General features: G+C 40.1%; 24 protein-coding genes and 1 other RNA gene. 16 read left to right on the top strand and 9 right to left on the bottom strand.

The genetic code is table 11. The features are described from left to right. Positions 1-27 precede the first annotated feature (27 nt). The 5 genes from serA to zapA all read right to left on the bottom strand — a co-directional run bounded on the left by serA (position 28) and on the right by zapA (position 3,371). Positions 28-1,257: a phosphoglycerate dehydrogenase gene (gene serA, locus F8B77_RS05790; RefSeq protein ID WP_151654489.1), complete on the bottom strand. Its 1,230-nt coding sequence runs from the start codon at positions 1,255-1,257 to the stop codon at positions 28-30. Between the two features lie 193 nt (positions 1,258-1,450). After that, entirely contained in the window at positions 1,451-2,107 is a 657-nt protein-coding gene (gene rpiA, locus F8B77_RS05785; RefSeq protein ID WP_130047746.1) for a ribose-5-phosphate isomerase RpiA, read from the bottom strand. 142 nt (positions 2,108-2,249) lie between these two features. Continuing rightward, positions 2,250-2,831 (bottom strand): 5-formyltetrahydrofolate cyclo-ligase, encoded by a 582-nt coding sequence (locus F8B77_RS05780; RefSeq protein WP_130044940.1) that lies wholly within the window; start codon positions 2,829-2,831, stop codon positions 2,250-2,252. A gap of 1 nt (position 2,832) precedes the next feature. Next, positions 2,833-3,013: non-coding RNA, 6S RNA (ssrS, locus tag F8B77_RS05775), on the bottom strand. Between the two features lie 31 nt (positions 3,014-3,044). After that, positions 3,045-3,371, bottom strand: a complete 327-nt coding sequence (gene zapA, locus F8B77_RS05770; protein ID WP_151654531.1) for a cell division protein ZapA — start codon at positions 3,369-3,371, stop codon at positions 3,045-3,047. A 256-nt stretch (positions 3,372-3,627) separates the two neighbouring features. On the opposite strand from zapA, the gene F8B77_RS05765 reads away from it, so the two are divergent. The 3 genes from F8B77_RS05765 to F8B77_RS05755 are packed head-to-tail and all read left to right on the top strand — an operon-like array spanning position 3,628 to position 6,613. Beyond that, positions 3,628-4,197, top strand: coding sequence for a YecA/YgfB family protein (locus F8B77_RS05765; protein ID WP_130047747.1), 570 nt, complete (start codon positions 3,628-3,630; stop codon positions 4,195-4,197). 11 nt (positions 4,198-4,208) lie between these two features. Beyond that, positions 4,209-5,396 carry a 2-octaprenyl-6-methoxyphenyl hydroxylase gene (gene ubiH / locus F8B77_RS05760; protein ID WP_167512770.1) on the top strand — a complete coding sequence of 396 codons (1,188 nt, stop codon included), beginning with the start codon at positions 4,209-4,211 and terminating at the stop codon, positions 5,394-5,396. Positions 5,397-5,398: 2 nt separating this feature from the next. Further along, positions 5,399-6,613 (top strand): FAD-dependent 2-octaprenylphenol hydroxylase, encoded by a 1,215-nt coding sequence (locus tag F8B77_RS05755; RefSeq protein ID WP_151654485.1) that lies wholly within the window; start codon positions 5,399-5,401, stop codon positions 6,611-6,613. Between the two features lie 87 nt (positions 6,614-6,700). Here the strand turns inward: F8B77_RS05755 and F8B77_RS05750 are convergent, their stop codons facing one another. Continuing rightward, entirely contained in the window at positions 6,701-6,904 is a 204-nt protein-coding gene (locus F8B77_RS05750; protein WP_151654483.1) for a DUF1107 domain-containing protein, read from the bottom strand. Between the two features lie 543 nt (positions 6,905-7,447). Beyond that, positions 7,448-8,404, bottom strand: coding sequence for a tRNA-modifying protein YgfZ (gene ygfZ, locus F8B77_RS05745; RefSeq protein WP_151654481.1), 957 nt, complete (start codon positions 8,402-8,404; stop codon positions 7,448-7,450). A 181-nt stretch (positions 8,405-8,585) separates the two neighbouring features. On the opposite strand from ygfZ, the gene F8B77_RS05740 reads away from it, so the two are divergent. Together F8B77_RS05740 and F8B77_RS05735 are read left to right on the top strand one after the other, a co-directional pair. Beyond that, positions 8,586-8,846 (top strand): FAD assembly factor SdhE, encoded by a 261-nt coding sequence (locus tag F8B77_RS05740; protein ID WP_130044947.1) that lies wholly within the window; start codon positions 8,586-8,588, stop codon positions 8,844-8,846. Further along, complete coding sequence (locus F8B77_RS05735; protein ID WP_341872502.1) at positions 8,818-9,207, top strand: protein YgfX; 390 nt, start codon at positions 8,818-8,820, stop codon at positions 9,205-9,207. The genes F8B77_RS05740 and F8B77_RS05735 overlap by 29 nt, the downstream gene beginning before the upstream one ends. Before the next feature lie 52 nt (positions 9,208-9,259). Here the strand turns inward: F8B77_RS05735 and nadB are convergent, their stop codons facing one another. Then, a complete protein-coding gene (gene nadB / locus F8B77_RS05730; protein WP_167512769.1) occupies positions 9,260-10,879 on the bottom strand; it encodes an L-aspartate oxidase in 1,620 nt (539 codons plus the stop codon). A gap of 317 nt (positions 10,880-11,196) precedes the next feature. Here nadB and rpoE point away from each other — a divergent pair, with 317 nt between their 5' ends. The 11 genes from rpoE (at position 11,197) to acpS (ending at position 20,444) form a co-directional block, all read left to right on the top strand. Further along, complete coding sequence (gene rpoE / locus F8B77_RS05725) at positions 11,197-11,775, top strand: RNA polymerase sigma factor RpoE (protein ID WP_151654529.1); 579 nt, start codon at positions 11,197-11,199, stop codon at positions 11,773-11,775. A gap of 29 nt (positions 11,776-11,804) precedes the next feature. Then, on the top strand, positions 11,805-12,422 hold the full coding sequence (locus tag F8B77_RS05720) for an RseA family anti-sigma factor (protein ID WP_151654475.1): 618 nt from the start codon (positions 11,805-11,807) through the stop codon (positions 12,420-12,422). Next, entirely contained in the window at positions 12,422-13,399 is a 978-nt protein-coding gene (gene rseB / locus F8B77_RS05715; RefSeq protein WP_151654473.1) for a sigma-E factor regulatory protein RseB, read from the top strand. Before F8B77_RS05720 ends, rseB begins: the two co-directional genes overlap by 1 nt. Positions 13,400-13,404: 5 nt before the next feature. Next, the gene (locus F8B77_RS05710; RefSeq protein WP_151654471.1) at positions 13,405-13,890 is read left to right on the top strand and encodes a SoxR reducing system RseC family protein; all 486 of its coding nucleotides are present in this window, start codon (positions 13,405-13,407) and stop codon (positions 13,888-13,890) included. 89 nt (positions 13,891-13,979) lie between these two features. After that, on the top strand, positions 13,980-15,773 hold the full coding sequence (gene lepA, locus F8B77_RS05705) for a translation elongation factor 4 (protein WP_151654469.1): 1,794 nt from the start codon (positions 13,980-13,982) through the stop codon (positions 15,771-15,773). A gap of 118 nt (positions 15,774-15,891) precedes the next feature. Then, complete coding sequence (gene lepB / locus F8B77_RS05700; protein WP_130047756.1) at positions 15,892-16,794, top strand: signal peptidase I; 903 nt, start codon at positions 15,892-15,894, stop codon at positions 16,792-16,794. Positions 16,795-16,804: 10 nt separating this feature from the next. Beyond that, a complete protein-coding gene (rnc, locus tag F8B77_RS05695; protein WP_151654467.1) occupies positions 16,805-17,476 on the top strand; it encodes a ribonuclease III in 672 nt (223 codons plus the stop codon). Next, on the top strand, positions 17,476-18,441 hold the full coding sequence (gene era / locus F8B77_RS05690; RefSeq protein ID WP_130044956.1) for a GTPase Era: 966 nt from the start codon (positions 17,476-17,478) through the stop codon (positions 18,439-18,441). The genes rnc and era overlap by 1 nt, the downstream gene beginning before the upstream one ends. A gap of 178 nt (positions 18,442-18,619) precedes the next feature. After that, positions 18,620-19,336 (top strand): DNA repair protein RecO, encoded by a 717-nt coding sequence (gene recO / locus F8B77_RS05685; RefSeq protein WP_130047757.1) that lies wholly within the window; start codon positions 18,620-18,622, stop codon positions 19,334-19,336. Then, positions 19,333-20,064 (top strand): pyridoxine 5'-phosphate synthase, encoded by a 732-nt coding sequence (pdxJ, locus tag F8B77_RS05680; protein WP_130044958.1) that lies wholly within the window; start codon positions 19,333-19,335, stop codon positions 20,062-20,064. Before recO ends, pdxJ begins: the two co-directional genes overlap by 4 nt. After that, entirely contained in the window at positions 20,064-20,444 is a 381-nt protein-coding gene (acpS, locus tag F8B77_RS05675; protein WP_151654465.1) for a holo-ACP synthase, read from the top strand. Before pdxJ ends, acpS begins: the two co-directional genes overlap by 1 nt. Positions 20,445-20,622: 178 nt before the next feature. On the opposite strand, the gene barA is transcribed toward acpS, so the two are convergent. After that, positions 20,623-23,412 (bottom strand): two-component sensor histidine kinase BarA, encoded by a 2,790-nt coding sequence (gene barA / locus F8B77_RS05670; protein WP_151654463.1) that lies wholly within the window; start codon positions 23,410-23,412, stop codon positions 20,623-20,625. Positions 23,413-23,424: the final 12 nt, after the last annotated feature.

Genomic DNA, 23,424 nt, shown 5'->3' with positions numbered 1-23,424 from the left:
CGCGTGGTAACCCCTTTTTTAGTGATGTTAGTGTAGAATTCGAGCGCGGATTGTGCCTTCAATAGCTTTTAGCTTAACTAATGCTTCTTCAGAACGAGGGGTTTCAACATCAATTACGACATAGCCCATATCCGCAGATGTTTGTAGGTATTGAGCGGCAATGTTAATCCCTTCATCAGCAAAAATGCTGTTTATCTGAGTTAGAATACCTGGACGGTTCTCATGGATATGAAGCAAACGAGACGTATCAGTATGTTCAGGAAGAGAGACTTCAGGGAAGTTTACTGATGACAATGTTGAACCATTATCAGAGTATTTAGTGAGTTTCCCTGCGACTTCAACGCCGATGTTTTCTTGAGCTTCTTGAGTCGAGCCTCCGACATGCGGAGTAAGAATAACATTATCAAACTTCTGTAATGGCGATTCGAATGGGTCTGCGTTTGTTTTAGGTTCCACAGGGAATACATCGATAGCTGCACCACCTAAATGACCAGACTCTAATGCATCGCATAAGTCAGGGATCTTAACGACAGTGCCACGAGCGGCATTGATAAAGATAGCACCTGGCTTCATACGGGCAAACTCTTCAGCTCCCATCATGTCTTTTGTTCCTAGTGTTTCTGGAACATGAAGAGAGATAACGTCACATTTATTTAATAGCTCACTCATGGTTTGGATCTGAGTTGCATTACCTAGCGATAGCTTGTTTTCTATATCGTAGTAATAGACTCGCATACCTAAGTTTTCAGCTAAAATACCTAATTGTGTACCGATATGTCCATAACCTATGATACCCAAACGTTTGCCTCTTGCTTCAAAAGAAGCATCGGCACTTTTTTTCCAGATACCACGATGAGCTAACGCATTTTTCTCAGGAATACCACGCAGGAGTAATAGGATTTGCCCTAAAACAAGCTCAGCAACACTTCGAGTGTTAGAGAAAGGGGCATTAAATACTGGAATACCGCGTTTTGCAGCGGCCGTTAAGTTCACTTGGTTCGTTCCGATACAGAAACAACCGACGGCAACTAACTTGTTTGCGGCATCAAACACTTCTTGAGTTAATTGAGTGCGTGAGCGAAGACCAATAAAGTGAACATCTTTTACTGCCTCAAGAAGATCCTCTTCTGACAACGATCCCTTATGATATTCGATGTTTGTATAGCCATCAGCCTGAAAAACTTCAACACAAGATGGGTGCAACCCTTCTAAAAGAAGAATTTTTATTTTTTCTTTTTCCAGAGATACTTTTGCCATGGTCGTTCTTATCCTTAAAAACAAATTTATGATGGGAAGTTTATGTTCAATGATTATAAAGTATCAAAAAATAATCAGTTTGGGTAAGAAAATTACGGAATAGTTAATAAAAAACGGTGCTAATGAGCACCGTTTGTAATCAAATGACATTTTTAACGCCCGATTGGTGGGAGCATTAAGACAAAAAAGAAACTTAATCGAACTTTTTAACGCCTTCAGGAGCGCCTACTAATAGGACATCTGCACCGCGATGAGCGAATAGACCAACCGTTACCACACCTGGTAATGCATTGATTTTATCTTCTAACTCTTTCGCATCAGTAATTTTCATACCATGAACATCTAAGATCACGTTACCGTTATCAGTGGTTACACCATGACGGTATGCAGGGTCTCCGCCTAGTTTTACTAATTCACGAGCAACGTAAGAGCGAGCCATTGGAATAACTTCAACAGGAAGCGGGAAGGCACCTAATACATCAACTTGTTTTGTGTCGTCGACAATACAAATAAACTTATCAGAGATAGCAGCAACGATTTTTTCACGAGTAAGAGCAGCACCGCCACCTTTAATCATCTCGTTTTTACCATTAATTTCATCAGCGCCATCAACATAAACGTCAAGACCTGCAACATCATTACAGTCAAAAACCTCAATGCCCAGCTCTTTAAGTTTTTCTGTTGAAGCAACAGAGCTTGATACTGCCCCTTTGATTTTGCCTTTCATTGTCGCAAGCGCGTCGATGAAGTGATTTACTGTTGATCCTGTACCTACACCAACAATGCTGCCAGCTTCTACGTATTCTAACGCTGCCCAACCAGCTGCTTTTTTCATCTCGTCTTGAGTCATGACATTCTCCTAATGAAATAATAGTCTTCAAATGAAAGCGGCGTGATTATAACGCACTGTTTTTTCTTCGTCAGAAAAAATAAGTCAGAAAAGAGCAAAAATTGAAGGAAATACAGTCAAAGCAAACGATTTCGGTTGGGGTTTACCAGAACCATGTTTTTTTAGGGGTGATGATTTGAGGTAGTGGTACATCCCAAGATTCGATCGGCAATAGTGGTACTTGCTGGCAGGAATGAGATAAACCTATTGGCATTGGCCCTTGCTGGTCAGTGTGCCAACGTGAGAGGGTTCGATCATAATATCCTCCCCCCATGCCTAGACGGTTACCGGTATGATCAAAAGCCACCAATGGGGTCAAAATAAGATCCAGCTCTGAGGTCGGTACGATTTTTGTTTTATCTAATTTTGGTTCAAGTATTTGGTATTTATTATGAATGAGTGGGGTTGTTTTTGTGTACTCAAGAAACAATAAATGACCCTTTGCAAAAGGGTGTATAACAGGCAAAGAAACTTGCTTACCTTGTTGCCATAACCATTGAATGAGTGGGTCAGTATCAACTTCACCATCAGATGATAAATATACGGCTATCGTATTTGCTTTTTGAATTATAGGGTTGGTAGCACATTGAAGGACAAGCGCGTCAGCAGCTTGTGATTGTTCTGTAGGAGATAAGGTGTTGCGAAGTTGACGTATCGATTGTCGAATGCGTCGACGAGATGTCATGGAATACCCCAAAGTGCCGTAGTGGTCGTAGCCCTTGAACCCTAGGTTCAAGGCGGATCAGCAAGGTTCACCGTAGGCTTCTCAGTACGAGCCGAGCATGCTCAGTAGTAAACAAATACTAACCCTAATTTGTGCTTATCGGCTCAGGGACATAGATCCGCCTACAAACACTCCAGGGTAAATTTTATTCTTTTGCTATCCTTAGCGATATTTCTATTCTGCCGTACTTTCTTCTGTTTGGCTAGGCTTAACTGTAGAAATCGCTGTTTCTAATGCATTAGCAAGTAATCCCATACGCTCATAAACATCAGAAGAGTGTTTACTTGCCTCTTTTTTCGCCATATGTAATTCATAGCATATATTTAATGATGTAATAGTTAATAGCTGTTCTGTATTGGTTACTTTAGTTCGTTCAGATAGCTCATTTACTCGGTTATCCAAATCTTTCGCTGCTTCTTTCAATGCAGCTTCTTGACCAGCAGGGCAGTTAACCTTGATGGCTCGTCCTAATATTTGGACTTGCACGGCTTGGCTTGTCATCAATACATTACTCATCGTTAAACAATAGAATTACACCATTCAGAAAAGGGAATAGTGATAAGTGAATGAAACTATAAGAAATGCCGTAATAAGATTCAAGTATTTCCCCTCTCTTTGTTGATGAGGGTTAACTATATTCTTAATAAAACAACAATCTGATGAAAAGATACTCAATTGCGAGAGATCGTGAGTTTTCTGAAAATGCGCAAAGTGGTAGCATTGTGTTATTGATTATAAATTCAGAGATCGTTTTACTATGAGTGAAATAAAAATGCCAACATTCCTAGCTGTAGAGTCAGCGCTAAAGGACAGCGGATTAGCGGTTACCCCATCAGAGTTGCATGGCCTACTTGTCGGAATGGTAAGTGGTGGTTTGCCACTAGACGATCAAACATGGAAGCCGTTAATTTATGATTACACAAATGAAGGCATGGGCTGGCCTGATAGTGCAATTAAAATGGGTGAGCAGGTATTTCAATCAACGGTTTCTGAATTAACGTCTGACGTAATTGTGTTAGAAATGTTGATCCCAGATGACACTGAAACATTAATGAATCGAGCTGATGGACTAAGTGAGTGGGTAAATCATTTTATCTCAGGGTTAGGCTTAGTTGAGCTTAAAATGGACAAAGCATCAGAATCATTAAAAGAAGCCTTGTTAGATTTAGAAGAAATTGCTCGCCTAGGCATTGATGAAGATGATGATCTGGAAGAACAAGAAGCCCTATTTGAGCAAGTTTTAGAACATGTTCGTATTTGTGTACTAACGATTCATGCGGAACTCGGGCAACGAGTACATAAAGACAGCTCTAAAACCGTACACTAATGGATAATGCTATGACACATTATGATGTAGTGATCGTGGGCGGAGCGATGGCTGGAGCAACACTCGCTTTGGCCCTAGAGAAAATGAACCAAGAGACATTGTCAATCGCCGTCATTGAAGCGGTTGAGCCAAAGTTAGATCAACATCCAGGTTATGATTCGAGAAGTATTGCTCTTTCAAGTGGTACGACTCAGCTACTGCAAGATATTGGTCTTTGGTCAGGTATCGCATCATTTTCAACGCCAATTGATCATATTCATGTGTCAGATCGACATCATATGGGGTTGACTGAATTAACCGCTAAAGAGCTTAATGTTGATGCATTAGGTTATGTGGTTGAGTTAGCCGATGTCGGTCGTTTTTATCATCAAAAACTTGAAATTTCACCTCATATTGAGCTTATTTGTCCTGCCTCGGTCTTAGGTATTGATAGGGAACAATCATTATCTAAAATCACTTTATCGACAGGTGAACAGATTTCAACATCCTTAGTTATTGCCGCTGATGGCGCGGAATCAAAAACGTGCAAAAGCATGAATATAGAGAGTCTGAATGATGACTTTGAACAAGTAGCCATTATTGCAAATATCACGACGGCTATTCATCCGCAAGGTAAGGCATTTGAACGCTTTACTGAGCATGGACCATTAGCCTTACTTCCAATGTCTCAAGGGCGCAGTTCTTTAGTGTGGTGTGTGAGCCCTGAAGAGTCGCAACAAATACTTGGATATGATGACGATACGTTTCTAGCGCATTTACAACAGGCTTTTGGCTGGCGTTTAGGTCAGTTGACTAAAACGGGGCAACGAGCGCATTACCCATTGTGGTTACGTCGTCAAAAACAACATATATCACACCGTTTTGCTGCTATTGGTAATGCTGCTCAAACATTGCATCCAATTGCTGGCCAAGGTTTTAATTTAGGAATAAGAGACGTATTCTCATTGGCAGATTGTATTACCCTAGCAAATCAAGCAGGTAATGATATTGGCGAATATTCAGTGTTGTCTGCGTATCAAAAACGCCGTCAGCCAGATCAACAACAAACAATAACCATGACTGCAGGATTGGTGTCTATTTTTGCAAATAATGCATTTCCTATGGTGATAGGAAGAAATGTCAGTTTGTGTGCAGTTGATACTTTTCGTGCTTTTTTAAAGCCCTTAACGTTACGAGCTATGGGCAGAGTGAATAGATAATTATGATGCAAAGTGTAGATGTTGCGATTATTGGTGGTGGCATGGTTGGTTTGACCGTTGCTGCTGCATTAGAGAGCAGTGGATTAAGAATCGCGGTCATTGAAAGTCAATTACCAGACACTGATCTAACTGATTTACCAGATGTTCGTGTATCAGCAATCAGTCGAGCAAGTGAATATATTTTAGATAATGTTGGTGCATGGCAGGGGATCTCCTCTCGTAGAGCCGCTCCTTACCGTTCAATGACAGTATGGGAGCAAGACAGCTTTGCTCGTATTGATTTTGAAGCAGAACAAATTGCACAACGAAACCTAGGGCATATTGTTGAAAACCGAGTGATTCAACTTTCTTTGTTAGATATGGTTTCTAAACAAGAAAATGTAACGTTATTAGCTCCAGAACGTTGTAGTAGTATTATGTTTGGCGAGAGTGAAGCGTGGTTAAATTTAGAATCAGGCAAAGCAATTACGGCTAAATTAGTGGTCGGTGCTGATGGCGCAAACTCTTGGTTACGTAATCAAGTTAATATCCCACTCACTCATTGGGATTATGGACACAGTGCTTTAGTTGCCAATATACGAACCGTAGAAAATCACACAGAAACGGCTCGTCAAATTTTTAGACCAGAAGGTCCATTAGCTTTTCTTCCATTGAGTGAAAGTAATTTGAGTTCAATTGTTTGGTCACTCGATCCTCTTAATGCAGAAAACTTAGTTTCAATGCCAGAAGACGAATTTAATAAGCAATTGACTGCAGCGTTTGATAACCAACTAGGCCTATGCCGTGTCGAAGGAGAGAGACAAGTCTTCCCTTTAAAAATGCGTTATGCCAAAGATTTTGTAAAAGATCGCGTTGTATTAGTCGGTGATGCGGCTCATACAATTCATCCATTAGCAGGGCAAGGAGTAAACCTTGGTTTAGCTGACGCCGCAGCATTAGCTGAAACGATTATAGAGCTACATCAAGAGGGTAAAGATATTGGGTTAAAAACCAATTTACGCCCATTTGAGCGCTGGAGAAAAGCGGAAGCGGCGCAAATGATAGCGTCGATGCAAAGCTTTAAGGCTCTTTTTTCTGGTTCTAATCCAATTAAGAAATTAGTGAGGGGGATAGGAATGTCTCTAACTAATGAGGTTACGCCAGTTAAAGATGAATGTCTTAAACGCGCCTTAGGCTTATCAGGGCGACAACCAAAAATGGCTCAACATAAAGTATAAATAAGAGTGTTAAAATAAGCATTAAAAAAGGTAGCCACAGCTACCTTTTTTTATTCGTATCGATTTTACATAGTCAGTTTGAGGCTATTAATAAGAAAGTCGTAATCGAGCAACTTCCAAGTTAATCTCTTTTATCATTCGATATTGCGCTCTTTCTGCTTGAGAGGGAACGAGCAACTTTCCTTCTTCAAATCGAAACTCACCAATACCATGAATATGAATTTTCCCATTAAACAGTCGACTAATATGTTTAGCAATCATGCTTGGTGCATAGTGCTTAAAAAATCGCATCACCTTGTCCTTTTGTGATTAATACAACAAAGCTCGTAATGTGCTTTGGTTGTATTATAAAACAGAAAAGATGAAGGTAGCGTTACAAATATAGAATAGAGTGATGGTTGAATCAGTTTTTGTACTTTTATCGTTTTAAATTTGATCTTTATCTAATATTAAATACTGTTATTCAGTGGGCATGAATAAAAAAAAGCCCGAATAAATTCGGGCAAACAGTCACAGATGCATATTCAATATATATAGGTATATTGAATTAAATTGTTTGGAGTTAAACAATTTATGCGCTCTTTTTTAAGAAAAGAACACTGTAAAGATAGCTAAATAATAAATGACTTGCTACTTATTCACTTAAAATAAATAAAAATTCAAAGTTTGTTATTGATATCTGCGTTTGAGGTCAAGGTTGGAAATGTAACAATGAAACTTAATCTTACCTTCGACACAGAATTGTTGTGCCTAATTGGATTATTAATTTAAGAAAGGGAATTTAGGAAGTGGGTCTGCAATTTTTTGCAGACCCTTTTTGTTTATGGTGTTGAGTTACTCATCGTCAAGAGAGTAAGGAAGTGGCATTTTTTCCCAAATCGCATTTTGAAGTTTAAATTGAGTGTCACTATCAAGATCATTAGGGAGAATAGCCAAAGCTAAAGTATGTCCATCTTGATATCGGAAAGAAGAAACAATGGTTCCGCCTTTACGCCAGTTCTCACCAACACTGCGCTCAATCGCATCGCCAGCAACGGGGGCTTGTTCTGATTGCCCTGCAACTAAATACATAGCCCGTTTATTCATACCGCGGTATTTTGCTCTTGCTACGGTTTCTTGACCTGTATAGCAGCCTTTTTTGAAACTGATCCCGTCAATGGCTTGTAGGTTTAATGCTTGAGGAATATGCTCATTACTTAGTGCTGCATCAATTTGAGGGTGAGCTTGTTGAATGGTATAAAGCTCCCATAATGACTCATCACATAATGTCGCTTGAGTTAACGATGACATTAAGGTGTCTTTATGTTCACTTGTCGTTACCAATAACCACTGTCGCTTTCCAATTTTAGCGAAAGTACCAAAGTTACAAGTGCGGACACTTTCTTGTGAGTCAGTTTGCTCGTTAATCCACTCTTCAGCCGCAGCGCCAGTTAAGCCAAGTAATACTTCGTTGCTGATTTCAATATCAACTTTAGAAAATACGGCGTATTTTTTGATTTCTGTTAATTCAGTTTCAATAGCACTTTTGCGTTGAAATAAGGCATAACCGTCATTGTGGTGAAACAGTTGAAATATACTCCATAACTTTCCCTTTGCATCACAGTGACCGCCAAAGGTAATCTCGCCTTGTGTTAAAGCAACAACATCACAGGTTACTTGCCCGTGTAAGTAGGATTTTTTATCGTTACCTACCATAGTTATTAATGCCCAATCAGTTAATTCTGAAATAGCAAAGCTTGGTAAGGGATCGTTTAGGTTTAGCGATAACGTAGAGAAAACAGTACTCATCATGAAATTCTTATCCAGTTAGGTTATCCCTTTATAGTAAATGCCTAGATTTTAAATGTCAGTAAAAAGAAACAAGTAGTTTTATGTCTCATCTTCTTCATCTTGTGACTTTAGATCATGGTTGTCACAGAAATAGACTGATAAACTCCGTTCAGTTATTTCTATTTTTAAGCTAGAGGACCGTATGTACAGTGTCGAAGAAAAAGCACGAGTAAAGTGGGCTTGCCGTCGTGGGATGCTAGAATTAGATGTGGTAATTATGCCATTTTTTGACGAATGTTTTGAAGAACTAACAGAAGCTGAGCAACAGAATTTTGTTTCATTGTTAGAAAGTGATGATCCAGACCTGTTTACATGGATCATGGGGCACGGACGCAGTGACAACCTTGGTCATGCATCTATGGTAGATAAGATCGTTGAGCACAACCTCAGCAAACTCCGCTAAAATTAAGATCCACTTTTCCTATATCGCCTATCTAACATTGTATGGTAGTTATTTCTACTTGGGGTGGGCGGTAATGTTAATGGATATAATTCCATTTCCTCTATTGCCTACCCTCTTTTATTTTATTCATCAGCATATTATATCTATTTATCATCAATTATTAGAGTTGCAAGGAGATTATACTTTTGTAATCAAAGCGTCTGATGATCATAGGGATTGGATTATTAAACGAGTATTTTGGATAAGTCGAAGTATGAGTGTTTTTTATGCGGAAAATGAATATACAAAGCAGTATTTTTATTTATTTAGGGATGCAATGAATGAGGATGAGCAGCATCAATTAGCGGTTTTATTAAGATGATCTCTATTCTATTTATAGATTTAGAATAGAGACCAACAAACGAAAGGGAAAATTAGTTGAAATTCTTAGGCACTAAAATTGTAGGGCCTGACTCTTCAAGTGCTTCTGGGTAATCTAGTGTGTAATGTAAACCACAGCTTTCTTTGCGATCCATTGCACAACGAACCATTAATTCAGACACATCAAGCAGGTTTCGCAGTTCGATCAGGTTATTAGACACGCGGAAATTACTATAGTAATCATGGGTTTCTTGTTTTAATAACTGAATACGACGAAGTGCTCGCTCTAGACGTTTATCTGTGCGGACAATCCCCATGTAATCCCACATAAATAGGCGTAGTTCATGCCAGTTATGTTGGATTACTACTTCTTCATCTGAGCATTCAACCTGACTCTCATCCCAAGCGGGTAATGACGGAGGAAGATCTCGGTTGTTCATGTCTTTAATAATATTTTCTGCAGCAGACCACGCATAAACAACGCACTCTAGCAAGGAGTTCGAGGCTAAACGGTTTGCGCCATGAAGACCTGTATAACTCACCTCACCAATTGCAAATAAACCATCAATATCTGTTTGGCCTTGCTTATCAACCATAACACCGCCACAAGTGTAGTGAGCCGCAGGTACGATTGGGATAGGTTCTTTTGTCATATCAATACCGAATGAAAGCAGTTTTTCATTAATGGTAGGGAAATGGTGATGAATGAAGTCTTCAGGTTTATGGCTGATGTCTAAATACATACAGTCTGCACCTAGACGTTTCATTTCAAAGTCGATAGCACGAGCTACGACATCACGAGGTGCTAATTCACCACGCTCATCGAAATCAGGCATAAAACGTGTGCCGTCTGGGCGACGTAAATAAGCGCCTTCACCGCGAAGTGCTTCTGTCATTAGGAAATTGCGAGCGTCAGGGTGGAATAGGCACGTAGGATGAAATTGGTTGAACTCTAAGTTCGCAACTCGACAACCAGCACGCCAAGCCATTGCGATACCATCTCCTGAAGATACGTCAGGGTTTGAAGTATATTGGTAAACTTTAGAAGCGCCGCCTGTTGCTAATACAACAAATTTAGCGCGAACGGTTTCAACATGCTCGGCATCACGGTTCCAAATATAGGCACCAACAACTTTATCGGCTTCTCCGCCAACTTTATCTTCAGTGATTAAGTCGAGCGCATTGTGACGTTCAAAAATAGTGATGTTGGGGTGATTTAGAACATTGTCTTGCAGTGAGTTTTGCATTGCTTTGCCGGTAGCATCTGCAGCGTGCAAAATACGGCGATGGCTATGGCCACCCTCACGAGTTAAATGAAACTTTGGAGCGGTAATATCGGTTTCTTTTTCATCATCGTGATCAAAAGGAACACCGCCATCAATTAACCATTGAACGCAATGTTTCGCATTTTCAGCAATAAAAGTAACAACATCTTTGTCACAAATATGTGCGCCAGCAACTAAGGTATCATCGACATGAGACTCTACCGTATCACTTTCATCAAATACGGCTGCAATACCGCCTTGAGCGTAGTAGGTTGAGCCTTCATTACGAGGACCTTTACTTAAAACGATCACCTTTCCATGTGGTGCGACTCTAAGTGCAAGAGAAAGACCAGCAGCACCACTGCCTATGACTAAAACGTCGCAACTGTGTTCATTGGTTATGTTCATATATTCATCATTTTCCTGTGATAATCCGATCATTTTACCAGAATCTAGGTGGTTGCGTTATATTTTGAAGTGGAATCTTAAATATCAAGAATAAAAAAGTGAAAGTGAGAGATAAAAACAAGCTAAAAAAAGCCTTAAATTACTCATTGAACTATTAAATTGATAAAAAAATGTAATAATGAATGAACTTTCTAAAGAGTAGAAACTCATACATAGTGCTCAAGTTAATCGTGGTATAGCTGAATTTATTATCAGCTGTTTGCGTAATCTAAACTTTATGCGCATCTAAGAAGAATAACATGGGAGTACCCGCTCCAATGAGTGAGCAGTTAACAGATCAAGTTTTAATTGAGCGTGTTCAACGTGGTGACAAGCAAGCCTTTAACCATTTGGTAGTTAAATACCAAAACAAAGTATGTGGTCTTGTTGCTCGTTATGTAAAAAATAGTGGAGATGTACCTGATGTTGCGCAAGAAGCGTTTATTAAAGCGTATCGTGCGTTACCAACCTTTCGTGGGGACAGTGCATTTTACACTTGGTTGTATCGAATAGCAGTGAATACAGCGAAGAACTACCTTGTCGCTCAAGGACGCAGACCGCCAGCATCTGATGTTGATGCGGAAGAAGCAGAATATTATGAAGGGGCAAGTGCCTTAAAAGAGATCACTAACCCTGAGAATTTATCATTAACCGAGGAATTACGACAAATCGTATTTTCGACAATTGATGGTTTACCTGAAGATTTAAAAACAGCAATAACATTACGAGAGTTAGAAGGCTTAAGTTATGAAGATATTGCTGCTGTAATGGAGTGTCCGGTAGGTACGGTTCGTTCGCGTATCTTCCGAGCTCGTGAAGTAGTTGAGAAAAAAATCCAACCGCTGATGCAGCGTTAATTATTTCCAACGGTCAAACGGTGAAGACAATGACTGATAAAGAACAAATTTCAGCGTTTATGGATAATGAGGAAATGGACAATGCGTTCATAGAATCCTTATCGCAAACAGAAAGCGCAGAAACCTGGAAAAATTACCATTTAATTGGTGATGTAATGAGAGGCGAGACGCCTGGAAAACAAGAGTGGGATATTGCCGCCAATGTGGCTCTTGCTCTTGAGGATGAACCTGCTCACCAGTTGAATGATACTGTGACGGAATTCATGCCTTCTCAGCCTACGCCAAGTGAAGCAAAGAAGACAATGCCAAGTTGGTTGACTCAGTTTAGCCAAGTTGCGATGGCTGCGTGTTTCTCTCTTGTTGTTATTGTTGGTGTTCAGCAATATAACGGTTCAGAAAACAATGTTATCCCTGCGAGTGGTGACATTCAGGTACTCGATACTATTCCATTTAGTGGGACGGCAGAGCCTGTGAGTTTAACCCGTGACTCACTAGCAAATAAAACCTCGAAAGAAGCAGATATCATGGAGCAGCGTAAGCGTATAAATGCAATGCTGCAAGATTATGAATTACAGCTACGATTGAACGCACATGATGGTTCGATTGACCGTGATTTACTCGAGCAAAATACAACATTGGCAGAATAATGAAACGTATCCTGATCGGCTTTATCGCTTTGATCAGCTTCTTTCCAATAACAGCCTCAGCAGAAGAAACGCTTTCTGCTGAGGCTTTGTTGCATCAAATGGGAGAGGCGAGTCATAAGCTAAATTATGAACTTTCTTATATTTTGGTTAAGAAAAACAGTATTGAACCTTTTATGTATCGCCATTCCCACCTAGAGAATATGACGTTATCTCATCTTGTTTATTTGAGTGGTTCAATGCGCGAAGTGATTCGTAGAAATGAAGAAATCACTTATTTAGAGCAAGGCAGTAAACCTTTTTCTATTCAAGCAGAATCGATTGTTGCTCCTATTATCCCACTTTTACATAAAGAGTTGCCTCTTTTAAAAGAATATTATGATTTTGTATCAATGGGGAGAGCAAGAGAAGCAGGGTCTCCTTCGCAAGTGGTTCGCATCGTTTCAAAGGATGGAAACCGTTATTCTTATATTGTGTGGATTGATGAGCGAAGCAAGCTGCCATTACGTACTGATTTAGTCAGTAGAGATGGCGATATTATCGAACAATATAGAGTGGTTTCTTACACCGTGAATGATCAAATCGCAGATTTTATGAATAAGCGCTTAGGTGAAGCAGAATTACCAAAAGTATTACCTTCGTCCTCTACTACACAAGAGGAAGCTGCCTGGTCGATAAAGTGGCTGCCTAGTGGCTTTAAAGCAATTCATTTCAATCGTTATCGTCTTGCTATGAATCAACGAGCAGTTGAAAGCCAAATGTATACCGATGGGTTATTTAATTTCTCCGTGTATATTTCAGAAGCGGATGAATTAAGTCAAAAAGAACAATCAGTACACCAAGGGCGACGTTCATTGTATAGCTATATACAAGGAGATTATGAAATTAGTGTTATTGGCGATATTCCTGTTGTTACAGCGAAACGTATCGCTGATTCCATTGTTTTTCGTCCCTCTGTATTAAAAAATGAGGATAAATAACGCCTATGATGACAGCGTTAGCGACAGTACTTGATATTCAAGATGACATAGTTGTTGTTGGTTGCCAGCAGAAAAGCAGTTGTAACCATTGTTCATCGAAAAATTCTTGTGGCACAGGTATTGTATCAAAGGTACTTCCAGGAAAGGTGCACCACTGGGCTTTTCATACCGATAAAAAATTAACCATTGGTCAAATGGTAGAAATTGGTTTACCTGAAAAGAACCTACTTCAATCCGCTGCGATTGTATATTTAGTGCCGTTATTCTTTTTGCTTATTGGCGCGTTTATTTCGGATGCGCTTATTACTCCACTTGTGGGCGTTGGTGAGCTAACAACCATCGTGGTTGCTGCGCTTTCATCATGGGGCGGGTATGTGCTTGCGAAAGCACTTTCTCACCGAATTGAGCAGAATACAGAACAACAAGTTAGCTTGATCCGTGTTCTCGGTGAGCCAGTTTCTGACACTATCTCAGTAAATGCTGCACGATAAGATAGCGACTTGCGACGAAATTGGGTAGAATCCCACAACTTGATCTCACGATCCAATCCCATTAACTAATTGAGTTTGTCACATCATTTATGAAGCACATTCGTAATTTTTCTATTATTGCCCATATCGATCACGGTAAATCGACACTATCTGACCGCCTAATCCAAGTTTGTGGTGGCCTGTCAGACCGTGAAATGGCTGCACAAGTTCTTGATTCAATGGATCTAGAACGTGAACGTGGTATCACTATCAAAGCCCAGAGTGTGACGCTCGACTATACGGCTAAGGATGGTGAGACTTATCAACTAAACTTTATCGACACACCTGGACACGTTGACTTCTCTTATGAAGTATCGCGTTCACTTGCTGCCTGTGAAGGTGCGCTATTGGTGGTCGATGCGGGTCAAGGTGTAGAAGCACAGACTCTAGCAAACTGTTATACCGCTATTGAAATGGATTTAGAAGTTGTGCCAATCTTAAATAAGATTGACTTACCAGCGGCAGATCCAGATCGTGTAGCTGAAGAAATTGAAGAAATCGTTGGTATTGATGCAACGGATGCAACGCGTTGTTCTGCTAAGACAGGCTTAGGTGTTGATGAAGTTCTTGAAACTATCGTGAAATCGATTCCAGCACCAGAAGGTGATCCAGACGGCCCAACGCAAGCGCTGATCATTGACTCATGGTTTGATAACTACTTAGGTGTTGTTTCTCTTGTTCGAATCAAAAATGGTTCACTAAAGAAAAATGACAAGATAAAAGTAATGAGCACAGGCCAAGTTTGGGGTATCGACCGTATTGGTATCTTCACTCCAAAACAAATTGACACCGATGGATTAAACAGCGGTGAAGTTGGCTGGGTAGTTTGTGGTATCAAAGATATCCTAGGTGCACCAGTGGGTGATACCTTGACTCATGCAAAGGGTGGCTGTGAAGAGCGTCTACCTGGTTTCCAAAAAGTGAAACCACAAGTGTATGCAGGTCTGTTCCCAGTCTCTTCTGATGATTATGAAAACTTCCGTGATGCATTAGGCAAATTAAGTCTGAATGATGCATCTCTGTTTTATGAACCAGAAAGTTCGGCTGCACTTGGCTTTGGTTTCCGTTGTGGCTTCCTTGGTATGCTTCACATGGAAATCATCCAAGAGCGTCTAGAGCGTGAATACGATCTTGACCTGATCACGACAGCACCAACGGTAGTTTACGAAGTGGTATTAAATAACGGTGATTTACTGTACGTAGATAGCCCATCAAAATTACCAGCAGTAAATGATTTAGATGAAATTCGTGAACCAATTGCTCGTTGTAATATCTTAGTACCAGCAGATTACTTAGGTAATGTGATCAGTCTATGTATTGAAAAACGTGGTGTTCAAGTTGATATGGTTTATCACGGTAACCAAGTAGCGTTGACTTATGATATTCCAATGTCAGAGGTAGTTTTAGACTTCTTTGACCGATTGAAATCAACGTCTCGTGGTTATGCATCACTAGATTACAACTTCCAACGTTATGAACAGTCAAACATGGTTCGTGTTGATGTATTAATCAATGGTGACAGAGTTGATGCACTTGCTATCATTACTCACCACGATAATGCACAAAGCCGCGGTCGTTTACTTGTTGAGAAAATGAAAGAATTCATTCCTCGCCAAATGTTTGATATTGCTATTCAGGCAGCGATTGGTGCCCACATTATTGCGCGTTCAACGGTTAAGCAGTTACGTAAAAACGTAATCGCAAAATGTTACGGTGGCGATATTAGCCGTAAGAAAAAACTGTTGAAGAAGCAGAAAGAAGGCAAGAAACGTATGAAGCAGATTGGTAATGTTGAATTACCTCAAGAAGCTTTCCTTGCGATTCTTCATGTAGGTAAAGATTAATAGGTCATCACTGATTATTCAGAGTGACGTAAATTAAGCTTTATTACAGCTCAAAGAAAGCGATGATCAATGGTCTTCGCTTTCTTTGTTATTGCAACACTTAACTTAAGGGAATGAAATGGCGAACACTTTTTCACTAATTTTAGTTCTGGTAACCCTATTTACAGGTGTTATTTGGGCTATTGATAAATTCGTTTGGGCTCCAAAGCGTAAGCAAAAAATTGCGGCAGCGAGAGAGCAAGCGGGTGGACAAGTTGATGAAGCAACACTAGCAAAAGTCGCACCTCAACCGGGGTGGGTAGAGCAGTCTGTTTCAATTTTTCCAGTGATTGGCCTTGTTTTAGTGTTGCGCTCATTTATTTATGAGCCGTTCCAGATCCCATCCGGTTCGATGATGCCGACGCTTTTAGTCGGTGATTTTATCTTGGTTGAAAAATTCTCATATGGAATTAAAGACCCTGTTTGGCGTTCACAACTTGTAGAAACGGGTAAGCCTGAGCGTGGTGATATTGTTGTATTCAAATACCCACCTCAACCAAATATCGACTATATTAAACGTGTAGTAGGTGAACCAGGCGATACCGTAATTTACAGCTCTTCAAAGCAGTTGTGTGTAAAACCAAAAGGCGAGAGCAAGTGTAATATCATCCCGTTAACGAACATGAAAGACAGTGAATTCATGCAAGATCGTACTAACCTAGTTCAATATACTGAGCAGTTAGCAAAAGAGACGACGCATGATATCTTGGTTAATCCTATGAGAGCTGATCGTGTATCAATGTACCAACCACGACCAGGTTACAATGAATGGGTTGTACCAGAAGGAAACTATTTTGTGATGGGCGATAATCGTGACAACAGTGCTGACAGTCGTTACTGGGGTTTTGTCCCTGAAGCGAATCTGGTTGGTAAAGCGGTCGGGATCTGGATCAGCTTTGAATTTGAACGTGGTAGCGATAGTGTGCTGCCTTCCTTTATTCCTACTGGTGTGCGTTTTAACCGCATCGGTGGCATAGACTGATTGAACGATTATGAATGCTTCATTACACCGCCTAGAGAAAAAAATAGGCTATCAATTTAAAGATGAAAATTATTTTAAATTAGCACTGACTCACCGTAGTGCTAATGGTACTCACAATGAACGCCTAGAATTTCTTGGCGATTCAATTTTGAGTTTTGTTATTGCTGATGAGTTGTATCACCGTTTTCCTAAAGTGGATGAAGGTGACATGAGTCGTATGCGTGCAACCTTAGTTCGTGGTCATACACTGGCTGAGCTTGGTCGTGAGTTTCAGTTAGGTGATTACCTATACTTAGGCCCTGGTGAGCTTAAAAGTGGTGGCTTCCGTCGTGATTCCATTTTAGCGGATGCGGTTGAAGCGATTATTGGTGCTATTTATTTAGACAGCGACACAGAAACCATTCGTGGCATCATTCTGTCTTGGTATCAAACACGTCTTGATTCGATTGAACCAGGTGTTTCTCAAAAAGATCCAAAAACACGTCTTCAAGAATACCTACAAGGTCGTCGTAAGCCATTACCAACGTACACAGTAACAAAGATTAAAGGTGAAGCTCATAACCAAGAGTTCACTATTGAATGTATCGTGGCTGGCTTGGATACGCCGGTTATCGGAAAAGGAAGTAGCCGCCGCAAGGCAGAACAGTCGGCTGCTGACATAGCATTAGGACAGTTAAACTAATGTCAGATGAAAAAGAATTCGATCTAGATGCATACTTTGCATCTTCAGAAAAAACAGAAACAAGTGACAATCAACACTGTGGTTTTATTGCGATTGTTGGCCGTCCAAACGTAGGTAAATCAACCCTTCTTAACCAAATTTTAGGTCAGAAGATTTCGATTACATCACGTAAACCTCAGACGACTCGTCACCGTATTATGGGTGTTGATACGGAAGGGGATTACCAAGCCATTTACGTTGATACTCCAGGTCTTCATATTGAAGAGAAGCGTGCGATTAACCGATTAATGAACCGAGCAGCAAATTCATCGTTAAGTGATGTGAATTTAGTTCTATTTTTGGTGGATGGCACACACTGGACACCAGATGATGAAATGGTATTGAATAAGCTGAAAAAAGCAGAGTTCCCTACGGTTTTATTAGTAAACAAAGTAGATAACGTTAAAGATAAAAATGATGTGATGCAGCATCTGCAAACCATGACAGAAAAAATGGACTTTGTGGATGTTGTGCCAATTTCAGCAAAATCAGGCTCTAATGTTGATGTTGTGCAAAAATTGGTTCGTCAACATTTACCAAAAGCGGTACATCACTTCCCTGAAGAGTATGTTACTGACCGTTCTCAACGTTTTATGGCATCTGAAATTATCCGTGAAAAGCTAATGCGTTTTACGGGTGAAGAGCTACCATATTCAGTTACGGTTGAGATCGAACGTTTTGATTACAACCCTAAAATGGATGGTTTCCATATTAACGGTTTGATTCTTGTTGAACGCCATGGCCAGAAAAAAATGGTTATCGGTAAGAACGGTGAGAAAATTAAAACGATCGGTCGTGAAGCTCGTATTGATATGGAAGAACTGTTTGACCGTAAAGTGTATTTAGAGCTTTGGGTTAAAGTGAAATCTGGATGGGCTGATGATGAGCGAGCACTTCGTTCTCTAGGCTACATCGACGATTTATAATTTCTAGAAACTAGAAACTAGAAACTATAAGAGCTAGAGTGAGATCCTGAATAACTTAAGTGAATTAATTTAAGTTGTTTGGGATTTTTTTTGTTATAACGAAAGAGATCTTTTATAGTCTCTAGAAGCGAAGCTTTATCGTTAGCGAAGCGTATAGCTAATTAAATGGGTAAGAAACGTGGAAGAAGGCCTACAGCGCTGTTTTGTCCTGCACCGAAGACCATATAGTGAAAGCAGTCTAATTTTAGATGTGTTTAGCGAAGAGTATGGCCGTTTATCTATTATCTCCAAAGGGGCGCGAAGCAAGCGTTCTAATCTAAAAGGCGTATTACAAGCGTTTACCCCATTATTAATGAAATGGTCAGGCAAAGGCTCTATGCGTACACTGCGACAAGCTGAAACCATTAGCTTGGGCATTCCACTCTCTGGTATTAATCTTTACTCAGCCATGTACATCAATGAATTAGTCGTTCGAGTAATAGAGCAAGAAACGCCGTATCCAGCCCTTTTTTTAGATTACCTTACCGCTCTTACTGAGCTTGCTCAAAGTTCAAACCCTGAACCCGCATTAAGACGTTTTGAGCTAGCGCTTTTATCTTCATTAGGTTATGGCGTTGATTTTTTACATTGTGCAGGCAGTGGTGAAATGGTTTCTCCAGAGATGACGTATCGTTATCGTGAGCAGCAAGGCTTTATGGCATCCATCCGTCACGACCCTTTAATGAGCTTTAAAGGTAATGAGTTGATTGCGATTAGCGAGCGTCGATTTACCACCCCTGAGCAATTAAAAGCAGCAAAACGCTTTACACGCATAGCATTAAAGCCGTATCTTGGCGGCAAGCCCCTAAAAAGTAGGGAACTGTTTCTTCCAAGAACAAGGAGTATTCTAAAATGAGTTCAATTTTACTTGGCGTTAATATCGATCACGTAGCCACCCTTCGTAATGCACGAGGTACAAAATACCCTGATCCTGTTCATGCGGCAGAAATCGCAGAGCGAGCTGGCGCGGCGGGTATTACGATCCATCTACGTGAAGATCGTCGTCATATTAACGATCGTGATGTGCGTATCTTACGTGAAACGTTGCAAACACGAATGAACTTAGAGATGGCAGTAACGGATGAAATGGTAGGCATTGCGCTTAAAACACAGCCAGAGTTTGTTTGTTTAGTGCCTGAAAAACGTGAAGAGCTAACCACTGAAGGTGGCTTGAATGTATTAGGTCAACTTGAAAAAGTAAAAGCAGCAACGAAAACATTGTCTGACGCAGGAATTAAAGTTTCTCTATTTATCGATGCAGATAAAGAACAAATTGATGCAGCGGTTGAGTGTGGCGCCCCTTTCATTGAACTTCATACTGGTGCTTATGCGGATGCAGAAACAGAAGAAGCACAACAAGATGAGTTGAAAAAAATCGCTGCAGGTGCAAGCTATGCTGCAGCTAAAGGCTTGATTGTTAATGCAGGCCATGGTTTAACGTATCACAATGTTGAAGCGATTGCGGCACTGCCAGAAATCTATGAATTAAACATCGGCCACTCTATTATGGGACGTGCAGTGTTTGATGGTTTAGAAAAAGCGGTCGCGGATATGCACCGTATTATGCTAGGTGCTCGTAAGTAATGGCGATTGTTGGTCTAGGGACTGATATTGCTGAAATAGAAAGGGTTGAAAAAGCCCTTTCTCGTTCAGGAGATGCGTTTGCAGAGCGCATCTTAAGCCAATCTGAATTTGAACAGTATCAAAGCCTAAAACAAAAAGGGCGTTTTTTAGCGAAGCGTTTCGCAGCAAAAGAAGCCGCCTCAAAAGCATTAGGAACCGGCATTGCTCATGGTGTTACTTTTCATGATTTTAGTGTCTCTAATGATGAGAACGGTAAACCCATCTTAGAACTCATGGGTAAAGCTCTTGAGTTATCTCAAAAAATGGATGTTTCCCATATTCACCTTACAATATCCGACGAGCGCCATTACGCGGTTGCAACGGTAATTTTTGAATCCTAACTAATACCAACTAATACCAATCTACATAAGCATTTGATCATTCTTGCTTGTTAAAATCGATTATATCTGCGTTATAAATTTTGTAATTAGATCGACTAGTTACTGTAATTTATATCTTGCTCTAATCGATTTTTCCTACGCAATTATCTGAACAACTACTTATCCAGAATGATATAAGTTACTTTAACCATTGAGTGGCATCTTTTGTCACTTTATACATTTCATCTTGCAGCTCAAATAATTCAGGTTCAATTTCTTCAATCGATTGCTCCTGTCTCAGCGCGGTTTCAATTAAATTACATAACTGCTTTAGCCTAGGCACGCCACAATATGAGCTACTTCCATGAAGTTTATGTATGTAATGACACAGTTCTTCAGTTGATAAGTTCCCCTCTAGGGCTTTTTCTATCCAGCTATCAACTTCCGGAATAAACTCTATCAGCATTTCAAGCATCTCTTTTGCGAGATCATCTTTTCCTGCTGATTGTTTTAATGCTGCTTCCCAATCAATACTGCTACTCTTATCACAACTTGCTTCTTCCACATGAAGTTTAGGGATCGCGTTGGCTAAAATTTCAATTTTTTCCACATCAGATTTATCCGTTAAGGGACTCCAGTGAATGATAACTTGTTGAAGGACGTGTTCTTCAATTGGTTTGGTTAAGTAATCATCCATTCCTTCACTGATTAATCGTTCTCGTTCACCAGTCATGGCATGAGCTGTTACCGCAACAACAGGGGTTTGAGCGTTTAATACTGTTTTTCGGATTTCTTTACATGCCATAACGCCATCCATTTTAGGCATTTGAATATCCATTAAAATAATATCGAACTTTTGTTCTGTGGCTTGCTGCACTGCGTCAATGCCATTTTTACAGGTCACGACGGTTTCAACTTGTTCATGTAATAAGGCGGAAATAAGCTTAAGGTTAGCTGGATTATCATCGACAGCCATCACTTTAATCGGTAAGCGTTGGGGCTTATCGTCATGCGTCATTAAGTTCGGCAATGCGAGTTCTTGCATTGGTTGATTATGGTGTAATAAGGCATCAAGTAATTTTTTCTTAGCAAATGGCTTTGATAAACAAGTAATATGAGAGCGTTGATTTAACGCTTCAGTGAGTGCGAGCTCGGTACTTGGTAAACCAATCACAATTGTTGGGCAATAAGGTGCCAGTTTTTTAGATATTAGCTCTAATGATTGTGCTGTAGGTTTAGAACTGGAGTTTAAGCTAATCAAAGCAAAATCATGAGGTTCAATAATATCAGGCAAGGTTGAGCGATAGGTAACAAATACCCCGTGATGGATAAACTGTTGTTGTAAAATTGAGGCGGATTGCATATTCGGTTCAATCAACAGCAGTTTTTTATTTTCTAATTGAGATACATCGCGTTCATCAATCATTGGTAGCTCTGTTGAGCTCATTTTAATCGTAAACCAGAATGTAGAACCTTGATGTAACCGGCTGCTTAGGCCTATTTCGCCGCCCATTTGAGCAACCAGTTTTTGGGTAATAACTAAGCCCAGACCTGTACCGCCATAACGACGAGAAATACTGGCATCAGCTTGACTAAAGGCTTGGAACAGTTGAGCTTGTTGGCGTTCAGAAATACCAATCCCTGTATCTCTAATCACAAACTGAAGATCGATGCTGTCGTCATGCATGTGTTTTAACTCAACAGAAATATCGATATTGCCTTTTTCGGTAAATTTAATCGAGTTACCAACTAGGTTGTTCAGTACTTGCTGAATACGAAGTGGGTCGCCAATTAACCCTGATGGAACGCGTTGATCTATCTTAAGAGTGATTTCTACCCCTTTTTCATGTGCGCTTGGGGCAAGTAAACTCACCACTTCATCAAGAGTATCTTGGAAATTAAACGGCAAGTTTTCTAGTAGCAACTTCCCCGCTTCAAGTTTCGAGAAATCAAGAATGTCATTGATGATCGTTAATAGGTTATTCGCAGAACGCTCTATGGTTTGTAAGTAATCTTGTTGGTTATTTGATAGAGAGGTTTTTAGCATTTGGCGAGTAAAACCGATAACGCCATTAAGTGGAGTTCGCAACTCGTGCGACATATTGGCTAAGAATTCAGACTTAACACGAGCCGCTTCTTGAGCTCGTTTTTTCGCAATGTCTAATTCTACGTTTTGAATTTCTAGTTGCTCTAAAGTCTCACGCAAGTCAGACGTCGCTTGGTCGATGCTTTGCTGCATCTCAACATGATATTCAGATAAAGAAATCGCCATGGCATTGATACCATTTTTAAGCGTATCTAGTTCACCATGCAATTTGTTTTCAATACGAACATTTAAATGACCCCGGCGAATACGATCAACCACGCTGACCATGTTTGAAATAGGTTGAGTGACATCTTGCATTAAGCGATAAGCAAAGACGCCAGACAAACTAAGTCCAAGCATTAAAACAATCAAGGCTGAGAATATTTCTTGGTATTGCTGAAGTCGCAAACTCGATAAGTCCAGTTCAATCGCAATATAGCCCAACGGTTCATTGATATGAGAAGAATCAAAGTTGCTAGAGAATTGACCTTCGGGAAGAACCGGCGTTCTTAATATGATCGATTCTTCTTGAAAAGTAATATTCAACAATAAAGGGATCGGTTGGTTTTTTGGAAATGTTAAACTTTCAAAGTTGGGGTGGAAGTTGGACGTTACAAACAATTCATTATGTTCATCAAATACGGCAATACTACGAACAATTTTAGAGTGTTTTCGATGAGCATAGCTGATTAAACGACGAACGGCTTCCCGGTTTTTTTCCGTCATTCCATACTCACTCGATATTGCCAATGGTTCAATAATGCTTGTACCGCTAGAAATGAGTTGCGTTTCCAAATCATTATATCGGTTCATGGTAAAGAAACTACTCAGCAATAAACCGATAATTAATGTTGGTGCTAATGTTAGCGTGATGACTCGTGCTCGCAAGCCGTATTTTTTCATATAGATTCGTTC

The sequence above is a fragment of the Aliivibrio finisterrensis genome (genome assembly GCF_008933155.1).
GTDB classification, from domain to species: domain Bacteria; phylum Pseudomonadota; class Gammaproteobacteria; order Enterobacterales; family Vibrionaceae; genus Aliivibrio; species Aliivibrio finisterrensis.
This window is presented reverse-complemented; position numbering and strand designations above follow the sequence as displayed.

Excerpts from the sequence above, each read along its gene's own strand:
- F8B77_RS05780 (WP_130044940.1), bottom strand. The coding sequence starts at position 2,831 with ATGACATCTCGTCGACGCATTCGACAATCGATACGTCAACTTCGCAAC.
- lepB (WP_130047756.1), top strand. The coding sequence starts at position 15,892 with ATGGCGAACACTTTTTCACTAATTTTAGTTCTGGTAACCCTATTTACA.
- rpoE (WP_151654529.1), top strand. The coding sequence starts at position 11,197 with ATGAGTGAGCAGTTAACAGATCAAGTTTTAATTGAGCGTGTTCAACGT.
- ygfZ (WP_151654481.1), bottom strand. The coding sequence starts at position 8,404 with ATGATGAGTACTGTTTTCTCTACGTTATCGCTAAACCTAAACGATCCC.
- F8B77_RS05755 (WP_151654485.1), top strand. The coding sequence starts at position 5,399 with ATGATGCAAAGTGTAGATGTTGCGATTATTGGTGGTGGCATGGTTGGT.
- serA (WP_151654489.1), bottom strand. The coding sequence starts at position 1,257 with ATGGCAAAAGTATCTCTGGAAAAAGAAAAAATAAAAATTCTTCTTTTA.
- F8B77_RS05710 (WP_151654471.1), top strand. The coding sequence starts at position 13,405 with ATGATGACAGCGTTAGCGACAGTACTTGATATTCAAGATGACATAGTT.
- F8B77_RS05740 (WP_130044947.1), top strand. The coding sequence starts at position 8,586 with ATGTACAGTGTCGAAGAAAAAGCACGAGTAAAGTGGGCTTGCCGTCGT.
- zapA (WP_151654531.1), bottom strand. The coding sequence starts at position 3,371 with ATGACAAGCCAAGCCGTGCAAGTCCAAATATTAGGACGAGCCATCAAG.
- lepA (WP_151654469.1), top strand. The coding sequence starts at position 13,980 with ATGAAGCACATTCGTAATTTTTCTATTATTGCCCATATCGATCACGGT.
- rnc (WP_151654467.1), top strand. The coding sequence starts at position 16,805 with ATGAATGCTTCATTACACCGCCTAGAGAAAAAAATAGGCTATCAATTT.
- pdxJ (WP_130044958.1), top strand. The coding sequence starts at position 19,333 with ATGAGTTCAATTTTACTTGGCGTTAATATCGATCACGTAGCCACCCTT.
- ubiH (WP_167512770.1), top strand. The coding sequence starts at position 4,209 with ATGACACATTATGATGTAGTGATCGTGGGCGGAGCGATGGCTGGAGCA.
- rseB (WP_151654473.1), top strand. The coding sequence starts at position 12,422 with ATGAAACGTATCCTGATCGGCTTTATCGCTTTGATCAGCTTCTTTCCA.
- rpiA (WP_130047746.1), bottom strand. The coding sequence starts at position 2,107 with ATGACTCAAGACGAGATGAAAAAAGCAGCTGGTTGGGCAGCGTTAGAA.
- acpS (WP_151654465.1), top strand. The coding sequence starts at position 20,064 with ATGGCGATTGTTGGTCTAGGGACTGATATTGCTGAAATAGAAAGGGTT.
- F8B77_RS05750 (WP_151654483.1), bottom strand. The coding sequence starts at position 6,904 with ATGCGATTTTTTAAGCACTATGCACCAAGCATGATTGCTAAACATATT.
- F8B77_RS05720 (WP_151654475.1), top strand. The coding sequence starts at position 11,805 with ATGACTGATAAAGAACAAATTTCAGCGTTTATGGATAATGAGGAAATG.
- F8B77_RS05765 (WP_130047747.1), top strand. The coding sequence starts at position 3,628 with ATGAGTGAAATAAAAATGCCAACATTCCTAGCTGTAGAGTCAGCGCTA.
- era (WP_130044956.1), top strand. The coding sequence starts at position 17,476 with ATGTCAGATGAAAAAGAATTCGATCTAGATGCATACTTTGCATCTTCA.
- barA (WP_151654463.1), bottom strand. The coding sequence starts at position 23,412 with ATGAAAAAATACGGCTTGCGAGCACGAGTCATCACGCTAACATTAGCA.
- nadB (WP_167512769.1), bottom strand. The coding sequence starts at position 10,879 with ATGAACATAACCAATGAACACAGTTGCGACGTTTTAGTCATAGGCAGT.